This window comes from Gracilibacillus alcaliphilus (genome assembly GCF_016909015.1).
Lineage (GTDB): Bacteria > Bacillota > Bacilli > Bacillales > Amphibacillaceae > Gracilibacillus > Gracilibacillus alcaliphilus.
Map to the genome: position 1 here is coordinate 26,173 of NZ_JAFBFA010000023.1, position 15,772 is coordinate 41,944.

10 protein-coding genes and 1 pseudogene are annotated in these 15,772 nt (G+C 39.2%); 3 read left to right on the forward strand and 8 right to left on the reverse strand.

The features are described from left to right. Nucleotides 1-452 precede the first annotated feature (452 nt). The 3 genes from mfd (at nucleotide 453) to spoVT (ending at nucleotide 5,332) form a co-directional block, all read left to right on the forward strand. Nucleotides 453-3,986 (forward strand): transcription-repair coupling factor, encoded by a 3,534-nt coding sequence (mfd, locus tag JOD18_RS15610; protein ID WP_204670063.1) that lies wholly within the window; start codon nucleotides 453-455, stop codon nucleotides 3,984-3,986. 1 nt (nucleotide 3,987) lies between these two features. Continuing rightward, on the forward strand, nucleotides 3,988-4,341 hold the full coding sequence (locus tag JOD18_RS15615) for a hypothetical protein (protein ID WP_204670064.1): 354 nt from the start codon (nucleotides 3,988-3,990) through the stop codon (nucleotides 4,339-4,341). Between the two features lie 454 nt (nucleotides 4,342-4,795). Then, a complete protein-coding gene (gene spoVT, locus JOD18_RS15620) occupies nucleotides 4,796-5,332 on the forward strand; it encodes a stage V sporulation protein T (protein WP_204670065.1) in 537 nt (178 codons plus the stop codon). Nucleotides 5,333-5,523: 191 nt separating this feature from the next. On the opposite strand, the pseudogene JOD18_RS25030 reads toward spoVT, so the two are convergent. The 8 genes and pseudogenes from JOD18_RS25030 to JOD18_RS15660 form a co-directional block, all read right to left on the reverse strand. Next, nucleotides 5,524-6,358 (reverse strand): annotated as a pseudogene (locus tag JOD18_RS25030) (bifunctional 5,10-methylenetetrahydrofolate dehydrogenase/5,10-methenyltetrahydrofolate cyclohydrolase). Nucleotides 6,359-7,000: 642 nt separating this feature from the next. After that, the gene (locus tag JOD18_RS15630; RefSeq protein WP_204670066.1) at nucleotides 7,001-8,479 is read right to left on the reverse strand and encodes a sulfatase; all 1,479 of its coding nucleotides are present in this window, start codon (nucleotides 8,477-8,479) and stop codon (nucleotides 7,001-7,003) included. A 4-nt stretch (nucleotides 8,480-8,483) separates the two neighbouring features. After that, a complete protein-coding gene (locus JOD18_RS15635) occupies nucleotides 8,484-9,788 on the reverse strand; it encodes a sulfatase-like hydrolase/transferase (RefSeq protein WP_204670067.1) in 1,305 nt (434 codons plus the stop codon). Next, nucleotides 9,775-10,749 carry an ABC transporter ATP-binding protein gene (locus tag JOD18_RS15640; protein ID WP_204670068.1) on the reverse strand — a complete coding sequence of 325 codons (975 nt, stop codon included), beginning with the start codon at nucleotides 10,747-10,749 and terminating at the stop codon, nucleotides 9,775-9,777. Before JOD18_RS15640 ends, JOD18_RS15635 begins: the two co-directional genes overlap by 14 nt. After that, entirely contained in the window at nucleotides 10,712-11,716 is a 1,005-nt protein-coding gene (locus tag JOD18_RS15645; protein WP_204670069.1) for an ABC transporter ATP-binding protein, read from the reverse strand. Before JOD18_RS15645 ends, JOD18_RS15640 begins: the two co-directional genes overlap by 38 nt. A gap of 24 nt (nucleotides 11,717-11,740) precedes the next feature. Beyond that, nucleotides 11,741-12,604 carry an ABC transporter permease gene (locus JOD18_RS15650; RefSeq protein WP_204670070.1) on the reverse strand — a complete coding sequence of 288 codons (864 nt, stop codon included), beginning with the start codon at nucleotides 12,602-12,604 and terminating at the stop codon, nucleotides 11,741-11,743. An 11-nt stretch (nucleotides 12,605-12,615) separates the two neighbouring features. Beyond that, nucleotides 12,616-13,602 carry an ABC transporter permease gene (locus JOD18_RS15655; protein ID WP_204670071.1) on the reverse strand — a complete coding sequence of 329 codons (987 nt, stop codon included), beginning with the start codon at nucleotides 13,600-13,602 and terminating at the stop codon, nucleotides 12,616-12,618. 50 nt (nucleotides 13,603-13,652) lie between these two features. Continuing rightward, nucleotides 13,653-15,293: an ABC transporter substrate-binding protein gene (locus tag JOD18_RS15660; RefSeq protein WP_204670072.1), complete on the reverse strand. Its 1,641-nt coding sequence runs from the start codon at nucleotides 15,291-15,293 to the stop codon at nucleotides 13,653-13,655. Nucleotides 15,294-15,772: the final 479 nt, after the last annotated feature.

Consider the following 15,772-nt stretch of genomic DNA (forward strand, 5'->3'; position numbering starts at 1 on the left):
TCAAAGTATGACATAAGACTTCAAACAAAAAGGCTTATGCCTCGTTACCAGTTATCATGTCCATGATTCCCTTGGATATTTTGATTATCAAGGGGAACATGGTCAGTTATTACTGTAATAAAAGAACTATAAGAGGATGTTTAAAAAGTCCAATAAAAATGGTGCATCTAACTTCTGCGTTGGCTTGCTTTTCTGTTACTCACGTATGAAAGACATACGTTCCGTTCCTTGGAAAAGAAAGTCACTTTTCCGGCGTGCAAGACCATTTGCTCAAAGCTGCGTCGGCTTGAAATTTCGACGCATAGAATGTGCTAGTATCGGTGTTGCAACAAATGTTTTTGATGGGACGAGTAACCGCAGTCTTATAATGTTGCGAACTTAACCGATGATGGCCTTTTTCACTGGACTTTTTGAACACGCACTATAACGGGAAGAAAAACAGGGGGAGCGTTATGTACGAGTTAAAACAGGCTTTAAAACAACATGATGATGTGCACTCTGTAATAGATGGCGTTGCATCGGGATTGAAGGAGCAGTTTATTGCAGGATTATCTGGTTCTGCTAGAAGTGTGTTTGCCACCTTACTGCAAGAGTCAACCAATAAAAAAACATTAATTGTGACACATCAATTAACGCAAGCACAACAACTGTATGATGATATCATGGAATTTGCAGAGCATTCCCATGTTTATTTATATCCAGTCAATGAATTATTGGCTTCAGAGCTGGCGGTATCCAGTCCGGAATTACTTAGTCAGCGTATTGCCGCCTTAACACAGTGGCTGGCTCATGAGGAAGCCATTCTAATTGCACCAGTAGCTGCTCTCAAGCGGATGTTACCGCCGTTAAGCTATTGGGAACAATATCAATTAACCTTTGAGATGGGGCAAATCCTTTCCATAGATCAGACATTATCCCGATTAGTAGATATGGGATATGTGAGACAAGATATGGCGGACAGCCCGGGAGAATTTAGTTTGCGTGGTGGAATCATTGATATTTATCCATTAACAGAGCGCCAGCCGCTGCGTATAGAGCTGTTTGATGATGAGATCGATTCGATTCGTTATTACGATGCAGAATCTCAGCGGTCATTAGAAAAATTGGATAAAGCAGTTGTTTTACCAGCAACAGAGTTATTGCTGAAGGAACAAGATTTGGTAGCGGCTTCACAAAAAATAGAGGCTGCCTTATCGCATTCCATCAAGAAAATCAAGAATAAAGCAGATCAACAGACACTTATGGAAACGATTCGGAATGATATAGATCGTTTAGAACAGTGTGAACGTTTCGAAGGTATGAAGAAATATGTATCCTTCTTCTATGATAATCAATATAGTTTACTAGATTATCTCCCAGAAGATGGGCTGATTATTTTGGATGAGATGAGTAGAATACAAGAGACGGCATCTCACTTAGATACAGAGGAACAGGAGTGGTTCAAGGATAATTTACAACGCGGCAAAGTGGTGCATGATGCCCATCTGTCTTTTGACTGGCATACAGTGTGGCAAAATATGAAACAAACACGTATCTATATGTCTGTCTTTCTGCGCCATATTCCTAATACCGCTCCTGCTAATATTGTTAGTATTTCCTGCCGTGCCATGCAGCAATTCCATGGCCAAATGAACTTATTACAAAATGAAATGGAGCGGTGGCATAAGGCCAATTATTCCGTGATTATTTTGGCACCAGATCAGAACCGAATCGAGAAGGTTCAATCTGTCCTGGATGATTATCAAATGAGTGCAACAGTGAGTGCGGCTATGCCAAACCTGCCGCTTGAGCACCCAGTAGTCACAACAGGAAGTATCAGCGGCGGCTTCGAATTGCCTATGCATAAGCTGGCGATTATTACGGAAGGTGAATTATTTAAGCAACAAACTACAAGAAAAAAGCGGAAACAGAAAATATCCAATGCTGAGCGGATTAAAAGTTATCAGGAACTGAAGGTTGGCGATTATGTTGTTCACCAAAACCATGGTATTGGCCGCTACATTGGTATTGAGACACTAGAAATCAATAATTTGCACAAAGATTTTATGCTGATTAAATATTCTGGTGATGATAAATTATTTGTACCGATTGATCAAATCGATTTAGTACAAAAATATGTGGGATCAGAAGGCAAAGAACCGAAAATGTACCGCTTGGGCGGTAATGACTGGAAGAAGGTAAAGAGCAAGGTTCAATCCAAGGTAGAAGACATAGCAGATGACCTTATGAAGCTTTATGCTGAGCGAGAGGCAGCGAAGGGGTATGCCTTTTCGCATGATAATGAATTACAGCATGATTTTGAAGGCTCTTTCCCTTATCAAGAAACCGATGATCAGTTACGTTGTGTGGAAGAAATTAAACAAGACATGGAGAAGGAAAGGCCAATGGACCGTCTGCTTTGTGGGGATGTAGGCTATGGTAAAACAGAAGTTGCCATTCGTGCGGCTTTTAAGGCAATCGCAGATGGAAAACAGGTAGCAATTTTGGTTCCTACGACAATTCTGGCACAACAACATTATAAAACAGTGATGGAACGCTTCCAGGACTATCCGATCAATATTGGTTTGTTGAGCCGTTTCCGTACAAGAAAACAACAAACAGAGACGCTCAAAGGGCTAAAAACAGGAGCGGTAGACATCGTTATTGGCACACACCGTTTGCTGTCTAAAGATGTAGTCTACAAAGATTTAGGCTTATTGATCGTCGATGAGGAACAGCGTTTTGGCGTGAAGCATAAAGAGAAGATCAAGCAATTAAAGACCAATGTCGATGTGTTAACATTGACTGCTACACCAATACCGCGGACATTGCATATGTCGATGTTAGGTGTCCGTGATCTGTCTGTTATTGAGACACCGCCGGAGAATCGTTTCCCGATTCAGACGTATGTGATGGAATATAACGCACCCTTAGTAAGAGAAGCTATTGAACGTGAATTGGCAAGGGGCGGGCAGGTTTACTTTTTATATAACCGTGTCGATTCGATTGAGAAGATTGCCCAAGATATTCAGGCATTAGTACCAGATTCCCGTGTGGCAGTAGCCCATGGCCAAATGAATGAAACGGAGCTCGAAAGCGTGATGTTCTCCTTCTTAGAGGGAGAAGCTGATGTCTTAGTCAGCACCACGATTATTGAGACTGGTGTAGACATTCCGAATGTCAATACCTTGATTGTGTATAACGCCGACCGGATGGGTCTGAGCCAGCTTTATCAGCTCCGCGGCCGTGTAGGGCGCTCTAATCGGGTAGCCTATGCCTATTTCACTTATAATCAGGATAAGGTATTAACCGAAGTATCCGAGAAACGTCTGCAAGCCATCAAAGAATTTACCGAATTAGGATCCGGGTTCAAGATTGCCATGCGTGACTTATCGATTCGAGGCGCTGGGAATATTCTAGGTGCTCAACAGCACGGTTTTATTGATTCGGTTGGTTTTGATATGTATTCGCAAATGCTGAAGGAGACCGTAGAGGCGAAGAAACAAGGCAAAACAATTGAAGAGGTACAGCCATTTGAGGTTGAGCTAGATTTGAAAATGGATGCCTATATTCCAGATGATTATATTGCCGATGAGAAGCAGAAAATTGATATGTATAAACGATTCCAATCTGTTTATTCCCAAGAGGATATCCATGACTTGCGTGACGAGTTGATTGACCGTTTCGGCGATTATCCAGAACCTGTGGAGAACTTGCTGCATGTGTCCGCCTTGAAGATGATGTTGAAGAAGGAGCGAGTGGAATCTGTTACAGAACGCAAGCAAACAATCGAAGTAATTGTCGAGGAAGAACGAAGCAGAGAGCTGGATGGAGCCAAATTATTTGAATTTGCCAACCAGTACGGCAGAATTGTTCAATTAGGTACAGAAGAGCGCAAGTTGAAGATTGAATTTAAGTTCGATAAACAGCAATACGTGAAGCGATATGATATCTTGGCTGAGTTTGTCGAGGCTTTACGTGATATGAAGGCCGTACCTGCTGTTTAGTTTGAGATACGTTGAATACGAGAAGAGGCTTAGCATTTTAATTGAAAAATTCGATGCGGAAATCATTCCTAAAGAGAAGGTACTGCACCTAAAAAGAAGTGATCAAGTAGATTATCGGTATGTGTTTGCCGTATTGAATATTAGTCATCCAGATAAACTAACTGCTCTGTTTACACAGGAGGAGAAATTAGAACATCAAGAAGATGTAGAAGATAATATCAAGCATCCATTTGACTTGTCGAATGTGGAACCGGGTACCGAAGATTATGTGCAGTGGGGAATAGACTGGATGGAAGGGCGTTTAATCACACTGGCATTAGAATCTAAAGATGGGGAATATATTAGTGAATGGTAGATGCATGCAGACAGCAGCAAACTCAATGCTTATCTAAGTGCTCTTACTGGTGCAGTTATACAAGAAAAGACGAAGGAAAATGGCACTTTTGATTCAGAATCTTTTGAGTACTACTTAGACAATCTGCAGGCTTTCGATTTCTTAGGTAAAAAATAACCCATAGTTCAAGATTTGTGGACGTTATGGCAGAAGTAATCTGGCTATAGGCGGCCGAGGTGGATATTGGCAAGGACGATAGCCTTTAGTTGATGTTGGAATGAAGAAAACAGCAATTTTTAAAATGATACGGTCTTTTGTCGAGTCATTACATGACGTGAAGATCGTACCTGTCAACTAAGTGAAAAATTCCCCGAAAAAAGGTATAGTTTCCAGATTAATTCAGCATACTAACCTTACAACATAATTAGCTGTTTGTTAAATTATGTGTATTAAGCGAAAGTGAGGTTAATGATGAATGAAGGCAACTGGAATTGTACGTCGTATTGATGATTTAGGCAGGGTGGTCATCCCAAAGGAAATTCGTCGGACGCTTCGAATTCGAGAAGGGGATCCTCTGGAGATTTTTGTCGATCGGGATGGGGAAGTGATCTTGAAGAAGTATTCGCCTATTAGTGAGCTAGGAGACTTCGCAACCGAATATGCAGAAGCATTGTTTGATTCTTTGCATATATCTGTACTTATTAGTGATCGAGATGAGATCATCGCGGTCGCGGGTGAATCGAAGAAAGACTACTTAGGCAAACATATTTCCAAGCAAATTGATCAAATATTAGATCAGCGTGAATCATATATGCAAGATACGGCATCATCAATGGAAATTATCGAAAATAAGGAAGAATCATTAGGATCCTATGTGATCCACCCGATTATCGCAAGCGGCGACCCAATCGGCTGTGTAATGTTGTTTAGCAAGGACAAGAAACCGTTTGGCGAGCTGGAGAAAAAGGCCGCACAGACAGCAGCGACTTTTCTGGCGAAACAGATGGATTAAAAGAATGTTAGAAGAGCCCCTAGAGTCAGGAGATAGCCTGACTTTAGGGGCTTTATTCTCTTTGCGGTAAATGTAATCCTAAGACTTTTTGATACAATACTAATGAATAAATGTAGTAGATAAAATCGCAATAAAATCAGATTTTATTGCGATTTGTGTTTATATTATAGAAAATAGACAGATGCTCGTTTTTATAATGTTTTTTCAGCTGCTTCTACCGTATGTTTTAATAAGGTAGCTATTGTTACGGGTCCTACCCCTCCAGGTACAGGAGTGATAGCGCTAGCCGCCTTATAACAACTTTCATATTCTACATCGCCAATATTCCCTTTGTTATAACCTGCATCAAGGACTACAGTCCCTTCTTTTAACCATTCTCCTTTGAGGTAATTAGGTTTTCCAATAGCGGCAACCACTAGATCAGCTTCTTTTAATATGTCAGGAAGGTCATTTGTTTTTGAATGGCAAGTCGTAACCGTAGCATCTCTGTTTAAGAGTAAAGATGACACAGGCTTACCTAAGATTGGGCTGCGCCCCACTACTACAGCGCGTTTTCCCTCTATAGGAATTTGATAGAAGTCTAATATTTTCATAATTGCCGCTGGCGTACAGGAAGGATAATGTCCAAAACCTAGAGCTGTTTGTCCATATCCAACGCTAGTCACACCATCAACATCTTTTGCTATGTCAATTGCTTCAAAAGCTTTACGTTCATTAATGTGGTTCGGTACTGGATGTTGGAGAAGTATACCATGAACATTTGAATCGTTATTTAACTCTTGGATAGCTGTAATGAGTTCTTCCGTTGTCGTTTCCTCAGGAAGTTCGACTTGAATGGAGCCTATGCCGATCTTTCACAAGCTTTCCCTTTCATCTTTACGTAAGTTTTTGATGAAGGATTATCACCTACTAAAATTGTTGCTAAACAAGGCTTTACATTGTGTTTCTTTAATAAGATAACCTTTTTTTTAATTCCGCTCTTATCTCTTCAGATATCACTTTTCCAACTAGAATAAGTTTCTCCATGTATATCCTCCTCGTTTGTAACTTATGTAAACTACAAAGATAGAATATCATAGCAAGTATAAAAGTCAATATTGGCATACTTGATAATTTTTAGGGGTATCTTAACAATAAATAAATGAATACGAAACGGAAGCGCTCAATTAGAAATAATTTTCCCTGATATTAGTAAAAAAATTATAATTAATCAACCTGGCTGTAATATGGGTTGATACTCGTTAAACATAAAATTTCCTGTTCTTCTAAAATGGCTCTTAATGGTGTGCCTTTTCTTACAATAAGGTAAGATTGCGGTGCAGAGAGATGCAGTACCATTTCTTTAAGTCTTTGTAATTCGAAGTTTCTTGTTCCGGACAGGGATGACATAGCCGTTACCCTGACCGAGATATCATAATTTGATGAGAACCAAGTTTCTTTTGTTCTGCAATATGTGCAATTTTATGAGACGTATCAAAAACAGGATTTCCAAAATCAATGAATCCCAAAATTGATTCGATACATAAATAAAGGCTTGGGTAGGCTCTTTTATGAACTTTCTCCGGGTTTCCAAAACTATACTGTCAATCAAAAACCCATCTGACTCAGATGGGTATATTTACTCGTTAAGCTATTTCATGCTGTGATAAACTCATATAGTCATCAGAGCTAAATCTCGTCGGTAGAGCCTAACAACGATTCCAAACCGAGTCTTTTATACAGTTCATAAGGTGCACTGTTTTGTTTCATTAAAGTAATTATATGATGTTTCATTAAACTCTCAATCTCTGGATCTTGCAGTTGTCTCTCTTGCTTAGGATCATTTCTAATATCAAATAGCAGATGTTCTCTTTCTGGATGTGGCATTGTATTTTTAATTTTTAATAGTTTACATCCTTTGGTAAAATCAAATGGTTCTGCTAATTCAAGGTTTTGCAGCATATCAACTGGTGTATGTCTGAAACCAAATAAAGGAAGTAATGTGTAGTTGTAGAAAGGCTGATTCTTATTGACAGGAGCTCTCATATAAACATACCTCCCATTTGTACAATTTACATGGCCACCATGTATTCCAAACAAAGCTGCTTCACGCACTGTTTTGTCGACGCAGATAACATCTTTTAGCGGAACCCCTATCATTTCCTCGGGAATTTCTACATTAAAATAATCTAAAATGGTTGGTGCAATATCAATAGTTTGTACTAATTGATCATTTTCGATGGCTTGCTTTTTACTGCGCGGATCCCAAATAAATAGCGGGATGTGTGCAATTTCATTATAATGCGGCATAATATTTTTAGCCCACCAACCATGTTCACCAAGTAAAAAGCCATGGTCGGTATTAATGATCAACATCGTATCTTCCCATAGATGTAATTCATCCATTGCATCGATGATTTTGCCTAAATAGTGATCACACATACTAATAACGGCGGCATATTCATTTCTTATATGTTCTACCAGCTCCGGTGATTCGTCTACCTGTTTATAATCAGGCCAGTCAAAGTGCGGGCCGTTGTATTCATGGGGATACAACTCTTTATATTTTTCCGGACTAAAAAAGGGTTCATGAGGACTAAAACATTCTAATTGTAAAAACCAGTTGTCTTCTTGGGCATTTTTATTTATATATTCCAGCCCTAATTCGATTGTTTGGACAAGCGGGTGATCTTCCTCATTCTGCATATATGCTCGATTAATCCAGTCTTGACGGCACCTTTCTGGATCTCGGTTGTTTAGCGTTTCCGGAATATCCGGATCGGCAACATCTCCTTTCCAGCTATCACCTTCTTGTCCGCGCACACCTTCCCACGTACTGAACTTAGTATGATACGTAGAAGCATTTTCTTCCCAATAATGATAATGATCTGTCACTAAATGTGAATGAACACCTCTTTGTTTTAACAATTGCGGCATGGAATTGTCAAAAGGCTCTAAAGGTCCCCAGCTTCTATGCAAGAAATTATATCTTCCTGTATGCATTTCGCGTCTAGCTGGCATACAAGGGAGGCTTCCGGCGTAACAATTGGTGAATGTCACTGTTCTTTCTGCTAATCGATTAAAATTAGGTGCCTTTACCCAGTCACAGCCATAAGGGGGCAGCATATGACGATTTAACGAATCAAACATAACCATGATTGCCTTCATAAAATTAAACCACCTTTTCTATTTTATGCTTTTTCATCCACTTTTTAATTTCCTCTTTCAGATCTGCCACTATTTGCGGGTGTGTTTCAGCAAGATTGTTTCTTTCACCTGGGTCATCATCTAAATTGGATAAGTGGACCGGATCTGCCTGCTTTCTACTAAAGTCTAACATACCATTCAGCACTAACTTCCACTGACCTTGACGGACTGCAAGCTGGCCATTATACTCCCAAAAAACCTGTGTATGTGTCTGATATTCTGTTTCGCTAATCATTTTGCACACACTTTGACCATCCATCCTATGATTATCCGGCATTGCTATTCCAGCTAACTCTAAGAAAGTGGGGAAGACATCCATCATTGCACCGACTTTGTCACACACTTTTCCTTGTGGCAGCAGGGAAGGACTGCTTAGAATAGCAGGCTCTCGAATGCCGCCTTCAAACAAACTTGCTTTATGACCTCGGAAAATCCCCGCAGATCCTCCATAATATAAGTCTTCCGTTCCATCTAGATAGTTCCTGGATTCAGTAGAAGGTCCATTATCGCTGGAAAAAAAGATAACCGTATTTTCGTATTTATTGACCTGTTTTAGCGTATCTATAATTTTTCCGATTCCATCATCCATTGCTGATATCATTGCAGCCATTATTCGTTGATCGGCAGGCAGATGAGCATATCTGTCTAGATATTCTGGGGGGGCATGCATTGGATAATGTGGCGCATTATATGGAACATAAAGAAAAAAAGGCTCGTTGTCTATCTTTTCTATGAATTGAATGGATTTTTCAGTAATCACTTCCGTTAAATATTGACCATTACACCAAACTTCTTCTCCATTTTCCCATAGATCGTGAACTGGATTTACCCCGTTCTGCTGTTCCCAGTAAAAAATATGCGAATAATAGTCTACACAACCTGCAAGAATTCCAAAAAACTCATCAAATCCATGCTTATTTGGTCCGTGTTCATTTGTTACCCCTAAGTGCCATTTGCCAAAAATTCCAGTCTTATATCCATTATTTTTTAGTAAACGTGCTAAAGTTATTTGATCCGTTCCTAGTCCTTGTGTACCTCTTTTTCCGCCAAGTATCTGACTAATTCCGGTATTTACTGGATAGCGGCCGGTCAGTAATGAAGCTCGGGATGGGGAACAGACGGGTGAATTAGAATACCAGTTTGTAAATCGAACGCCTGATTTGGCTATGCTGTCTATATGGGGAGTCTTGATATTCTGTGATCCATAACAGCCTAAATCACCGTAGCCCAGATCATCAGCGTATATAATAATAAAATTAGGCTTGTTCATGGACTAATTCCTCCCTATAAAGATTACATCTAACTTGGCGGTCATTTGACGTACCATATAAAGGGATTGAGACAGTTTTACAAGACTCTGTGACAAAAGGACATCTATACTGGAATTTACACCCTTGTTTTGGTAAAGTTGTATCTGCAAACTCGACGATTTCTATTTCTTCCACCTCTGTTCTCCATGGATCTGGAGAAGAATGCAGCAGAAGCTTGGTATAAGGATGTTTTGGAGCATTAATTACTTCTTCTGCATTGCCGATTTCTACAACTTCACCTGCAAATACAACCATAATACGATCTGCCATATAGCGGGCACTGCCAAGGTTATGTGTGATTAATAAGTAGGATAGTTTTTTTTCTTCACGTAAGTCTAGCATTAAATTCATAATATCGATGCCAATCGATACATCTAGCATCGATGTTGGTTCATCAGCCACAATCACTTCCGGTTCTAAACCTAACACTCTTGCAATCACTGCCCGTTGTTTTTGTCCGCCCGATATTTGATAAGGGTATTTATCAATAAAGTCCTCAGCAGGGGTTAGTCCCACCTGTGTTAGTAATTCTAACACTCTTTCCCGCACGGTTCCCTTTGCTTTCTTTTTTAATTCAAGAGGTCTGCCGATAGCGTACCCAATGGTATGGTTAGGGTTAAGGGCAGCAAAGGGATCTTGGAATACCATTTGAATTTTTTCGGGTAGCAGCCGCTTAAATTTTCTGTTATTAATATTTGTGCCATCATAGAGGATTTCACCGGAAGTAGGTTTGATTAAATTAGTTATCATACGAGCTGTTGTACTTTTTCCACTGCCAGATTCACCTACTATAGCTAATATTTCACCTTTTCGAAGATTAAAGCTAATATTTTTGACGGCTTGAAATTGGTCTTTTTTAAACATGACTCCAGAAGAAAAAATCTTATTTAGTTCCTTCACTTGTAGTTTGTAATTGCTCAAAACGGTGTCCTCCTTCTTGGTAAAGATGGCATGCAATAATTCCTTTGTTATCATGCAGTTTCTCAGGTTCTTTTTGTTTGCATTGCAGCATGGCGTAAGGGCATCTCGGGTGAAAACTGCAGCCGTCAGGAGGAGTAACGAGATCAGGTGGGTGCCCTGAAATTCCCTTTAATCGCCGTTTCTCCCCTTTAAGAGGAGGAAAGGACTCCAACAAACCTTGAGTATATGGGTGCCTTGCTTGCTCCATAAGATCCTCTCGTTTGGTTACTTCAACTAACTCCCCGGCATACATTACGCCGATCCGGTCGCAAATTTCTAACATTAAAGGTAAATCATGCGTAATAAATAAAATAGAAAAACCAAAGTCCTTTTGCAGTTCTAAAATTTTATGAATGATTCCGTTCTGAACGACCACATCAAGTGCTGTTGTAGGTTCATCCATAATAATCAGGTCAGGCTGAAGAGCTAAAGCCATAGCAATAACAACTCGTTGTCTCATTCCGCCCGATAATTCATGTGGAAAGTTTGCCAAACGTTCTTCGTTAATATCAACCAATCTTAGTAAATATTTTGCATGGTTAATCGCCTCTTCTGCAGACATAGCCTTATGGGCCAGTATAGCGTCAATGAGTTGCTCCTGGATCTTAATTACTGGGTTTAAGTTATTCATGGCACTTTGCAAGACGATGGATATGTGGGACCACCTTAATTTATCAAATTCTGCTTCTGATAAGTGTGTTAACTCTTGACCGTTTAATGTGATGCTTCCAGCTGAAATCTGGGCTGGGGGGCGTAATAAACGGCTTATTCCAAAAGCTGTGGTAGATTTTCCGCAGCCAGATTCCCCAACTAAACCAAATATTTCTCCCTTTTTAATGGTAAAACTTACGTTATGAACAGCTTTTACTTTACCTCTTGGTGAGTCGTAATCTATACATAAATTGTTGATTTCTAATAGATTAACCAATATAGTATCCTCCTCTGTATGTGACTATAAGGCAGCATTTCCCCGATTCGCCTGGAAACGATCCAATATTCCGTTACCGACTAAAATAAATCCAAAACATAAGCAAGCAATTGCAAGTCCCGGTGGAAGTATCCACCACCAGGCATTAAACAATACGGCATTATTGGCATGCGCCAAAGATAAAATGGTTCCCCAGCTAACAGCACTTGGATCACCAAGTCCGAGAAAGCTCAATCCAGCCTCAGCTAATACGGCTTGGGTTGTTACTAAGACTAAGTTTGCTAGAATAACAGGAATAATGTTTGGCATGATTTCACGAAACATTATTTCTAGATCTCCCATTCCTGCCATTCGTGCAGCTTCTACATAACCGCTTTCTCTCTCGGACATTGTTTGACTTCTAATACTTCTCGCCATATAAAGCCAGCTTAACAGGCCAATAATTAAGATGGTGTTTGTTACACCCATCGAAGGTAGAAAAGAGGCCAGAATAATCATCAAGGCTAATGTGGGTATGATTAAGAACAGATCGACGATTCTCATTAACCCTTCCCCGATCCAACCTCCTTTGTACCCAGCTACTATACCAACAAGTACACCAATACATGTAGTAATAGATCCAGCTACAATTGCTACTAACAGTGATGTCTGCGTTCCATAAATCATCTGAGACAGAATATCCTGACCATAACTGTCCGTGCCCAGCCAATGTGTAAATGAAGGAGACAGCCATGCTTCAAATGCTATATAATTTTTTTCGTAAGGTGCAATATAGGAACCGAATATAGCTATTACGATAAAGCAAAATATAATAGCTAACCCTAACACACCCTTTGTGCCAGGTATTAACTCCCAAAGATAGGCTAATATACTTTTTAATTTCTTCAAGATAATCCCTCCTATTGCAATGCCACCCGTGGGTCTATGATAGGATACATTAAATCTGCAATTAAATTGGCAATGATCACCGATATAGCAATAAACAAAAAAGCACCTTGGATAAGTGGAAAGTCATGGTTGAGAATAGCATTAAAAGTCACTAATCCCACACCTGGATAGGAGAATACAATCTCCATCGTAAGTGCACCGCCTATCACATGTCCTAATGTGATCATTAGTCCTGTAAAAGATGGTAATAACGCATTTCTAGCTCCATAGGTATATTTCCGTCTCCGGTTAGACAGTCCCTTTGCTTTGGCTAGCAGCATATAATCTTCAGATAAAACTCTTATCAGATTATTTCTAAGAACTAATATGTGCCCGGCAAGGGAAGCAATTATCATTGAAATTACTGGTAGAGCAGCGTGATGAATAATCGTTGTGATTTTTCCCATGAAGGATAAGCTGTCAAAATCATGAGGGATAGCCTTACCTAAAGGAAATAAATCTAAATGAAAGGAGAATATCATAATCATAATGATACCTATCCAAAAATACGGTACAGAGTTTAGGAAAAAAGATACGAATAAGGAAATATTGTCAAATAGAGAGCCTGACTTCCACGCTCCTTTTATGCCAATCATCCAGCCGATACCATAGCTTAGTATGGTGGCTATTAGCACTGTACCTAATGTCCAAGGTAAGGCGCTTAACATGACTTCTGTAACGGGCGCTGGGTAATTTACATAAGAAACTCCCATATTTCCTTGAAATAGTTGAACTAAGTATTGTTTATATTGATAAAATAAATTAGTGTTATCTAAACCAAACTGTTCTCTAAGTGCCGCAGCAACCTCTGGTGAACCTAAGGCCATTTCAGAGGCGATAGTATCAGCAATATCTCCACCCATTAAACGAGGAAGCAAAAAGTTAACCGTTATAGCTACATATAGGGTGACTAACGCAAATCCAACTCTTTTTAAGATATAACCTGCATTCAATCCCAAGATAGTTTTTCCTCCCTTCTGGGGCAGTACGTAACCGCCCCAAATCATACTTATTTAGGTTCGACTTGACTTAGTGATATTGCGGAATAGACAGGAACGTCTTCATTGTAATTGGTGAAGTTATCTACACGGTAGGGGATATGTCCACCAACGTTATACATCACTGCTACCGGGGCTTGTTCGGCAATACGATTTTGAACTTTCTTATACAAATCTTGACGAGTAGTTTCATCAGCAACAGAAGCTTCATCCAGCCACTGATCAACATCATCATCGCTAAATCTCATGTAATTTAGGCCAGGTGTATTCTCTCCCTCAGGAGCTGTCATCTTGCTGTGGAAAACCTCTAATGCTGCTTGCGGATCAGGTGGGAACTCAATCCCATTTTGCAGTAAATCATAATTACCCGACATAGCCAGTTTCGTTAGTTCAGGCCAAGTAACCAGTTTCACAGTCGTTTTGATCCCAACTTCTTGCAGCCATTGGGTAATCATTGTCCCTTCTTTATTTTGAGCTGGGGCGTTGGAGGCCATATTATAAGTAAATGCCAGTTCCTTGCCATCTTTTTCAAAAATACCGTTAGTATTTTTTGTATAACCAGCTTCCTCTAGTACTTGGATAGCTTGTTCGATGTTGAATTGATAGGCATCATTTTCAAATAAAGCATCATCCACCATTTCATTAAACACTTTTGGTAAGAAACCTGGATTTGCTGGGAATACGGAGTTCATTTCTGCTTTTTCTATTAAAGTAGTACGATCAATAGCAAGCTGGATAGCTCTTCGGACTGCTTCATCATCCAATCCAGGCCTTTCATTATTCATAATGACGCTAAACACATTTAATCCAGGGTACACCTGCATTTTGGCAGCTGAATTTTCTAATAGCTTCGGAATACTAGGCATGGCAATCGTACCGGTGGAAGCATCTATTGAGCCTTCTTCAAGCGATAAAGTAAGTGTTGACGCATTATTAAAACGATTGACGACTAGTTCATCAATAGTTGGAACATGACTATGATGATCTGCATTTTTTTCAAGAATAATAGCACTTTCATTTACACTTTTATATTTAAAAGGGCCTGTACCGATAGGTTCTTTATTTAAATGAGTGGAGGGATCTTCTCCGTCAAAGCTGTGCTTCGATACAATTTCTACCGTTGAAAGATAAAAAGGGAGGGACGGAAATTTCTCATTTAATTTAAATGTAATCGTGTTTCCATCAGCAGTAACTTCATTTAACCGTTTGTCACTCCATATTTGATACTGGTCTAATACTTTATGTTCTTTCAAGGCATGGAAGGTGTATAATACATCTTCGGCTGAAAACTCTTGGCCATCGTGCCAAACGACATCGTCTAGAAGTTCAACAGTGTATGTTTTTTGATCTTCTGACCAAGTACCAAGTTCTTCAGCTAAAACAGGCATCAATTCCCCCTGAACAGGATTAAAATAAAACAATGGTTCATAAATGTATTCAAATAAACCCTGCCAATTACCATTCACTAAAAAGGGATTAAAGTTTGACACTTGTTCTGGATTAATCGTTTCTCCTAAATGAAATTGAATTTTTCCATCAGAATCATTATTACTTGATATTGCAGGATTATTAGTCGTACAACCAATCATGAGAATTATCATGATTGTAAACGAAAATGATAATAGCCATCTGGTTTGTTTATTTTTGATCATTTTTATATGAACCTCCTTAAAAAATTTTTGTAACTGTTTTCCATCCCGTTTCAGAATACCATCCCTCCTCCCATTTGATTATCACATATGGTAAGGTAATCCTTTTTTAAAGTAAATGAGCGTTTTTTGACATTGTGAACATCTGTCTTAATTGTTTTAGAGGCAGTTGAATTTTTGTTGATGTACTAAAATTGACATGATATATCAGGTAGAAAAGGCATGACTGCAGCAAATCCCTTTTTGCCTTAAAGTACAATTCAACTAGGAAACTAATGTATATTCAAATATTGGGAAAACCTTAAAGTCAGCTTCATTGATAAATACCTCCTTTCCTGCAATTGATAACAAACTTCCATCTGCATGACATATTTTTTGAGCTTCTTTGTAATTCTCTTTTAAGTGAATAAAAACTATTTAAAACGAATTAAGTTTATTATTCACATCTTATTACTCGGTTTTAGAGAACAAAAAAAGCCTTG

Excerpts from the sequence above, each read along its gene's own strand:
- mfd (WP_204670063.1), top strand. The coding sequence starts at position 453 with ATGTACGAGTTAAAACAGGCTTTAAAACAACATGATGATGTGCACTCT.
- spoVT (WP_204670065.1), top strand. The coding sequence starts at position 4,796 with ATGAAGGCAACTGGAATTGTACGTCGTATTGATGATTTAGGCAGGGTG.
- JOD18_RS15630 (WP_204670066.1), bottom strand. The coding sequence starts at position 8,479 with ATGAAGGCAATCATGGTTATGTTTGATTCGTTAAATCGTCATATGCTG.
- JOD18_RS15635 (WP_204670067.1), bottom strand. The coding sequence starts at position 9,788 with ATGAACAAGCCTAATTTTATTATTATATACGCTGATGATCTGGGCTAC.
- JOD18_RS15660 (WP_204670072.1), bottom strand. The coding sequence starts at position 15,293 with ATGATCAAAAATAAACAAACCAGATGGCTATTATCATTTTCGTTTACA.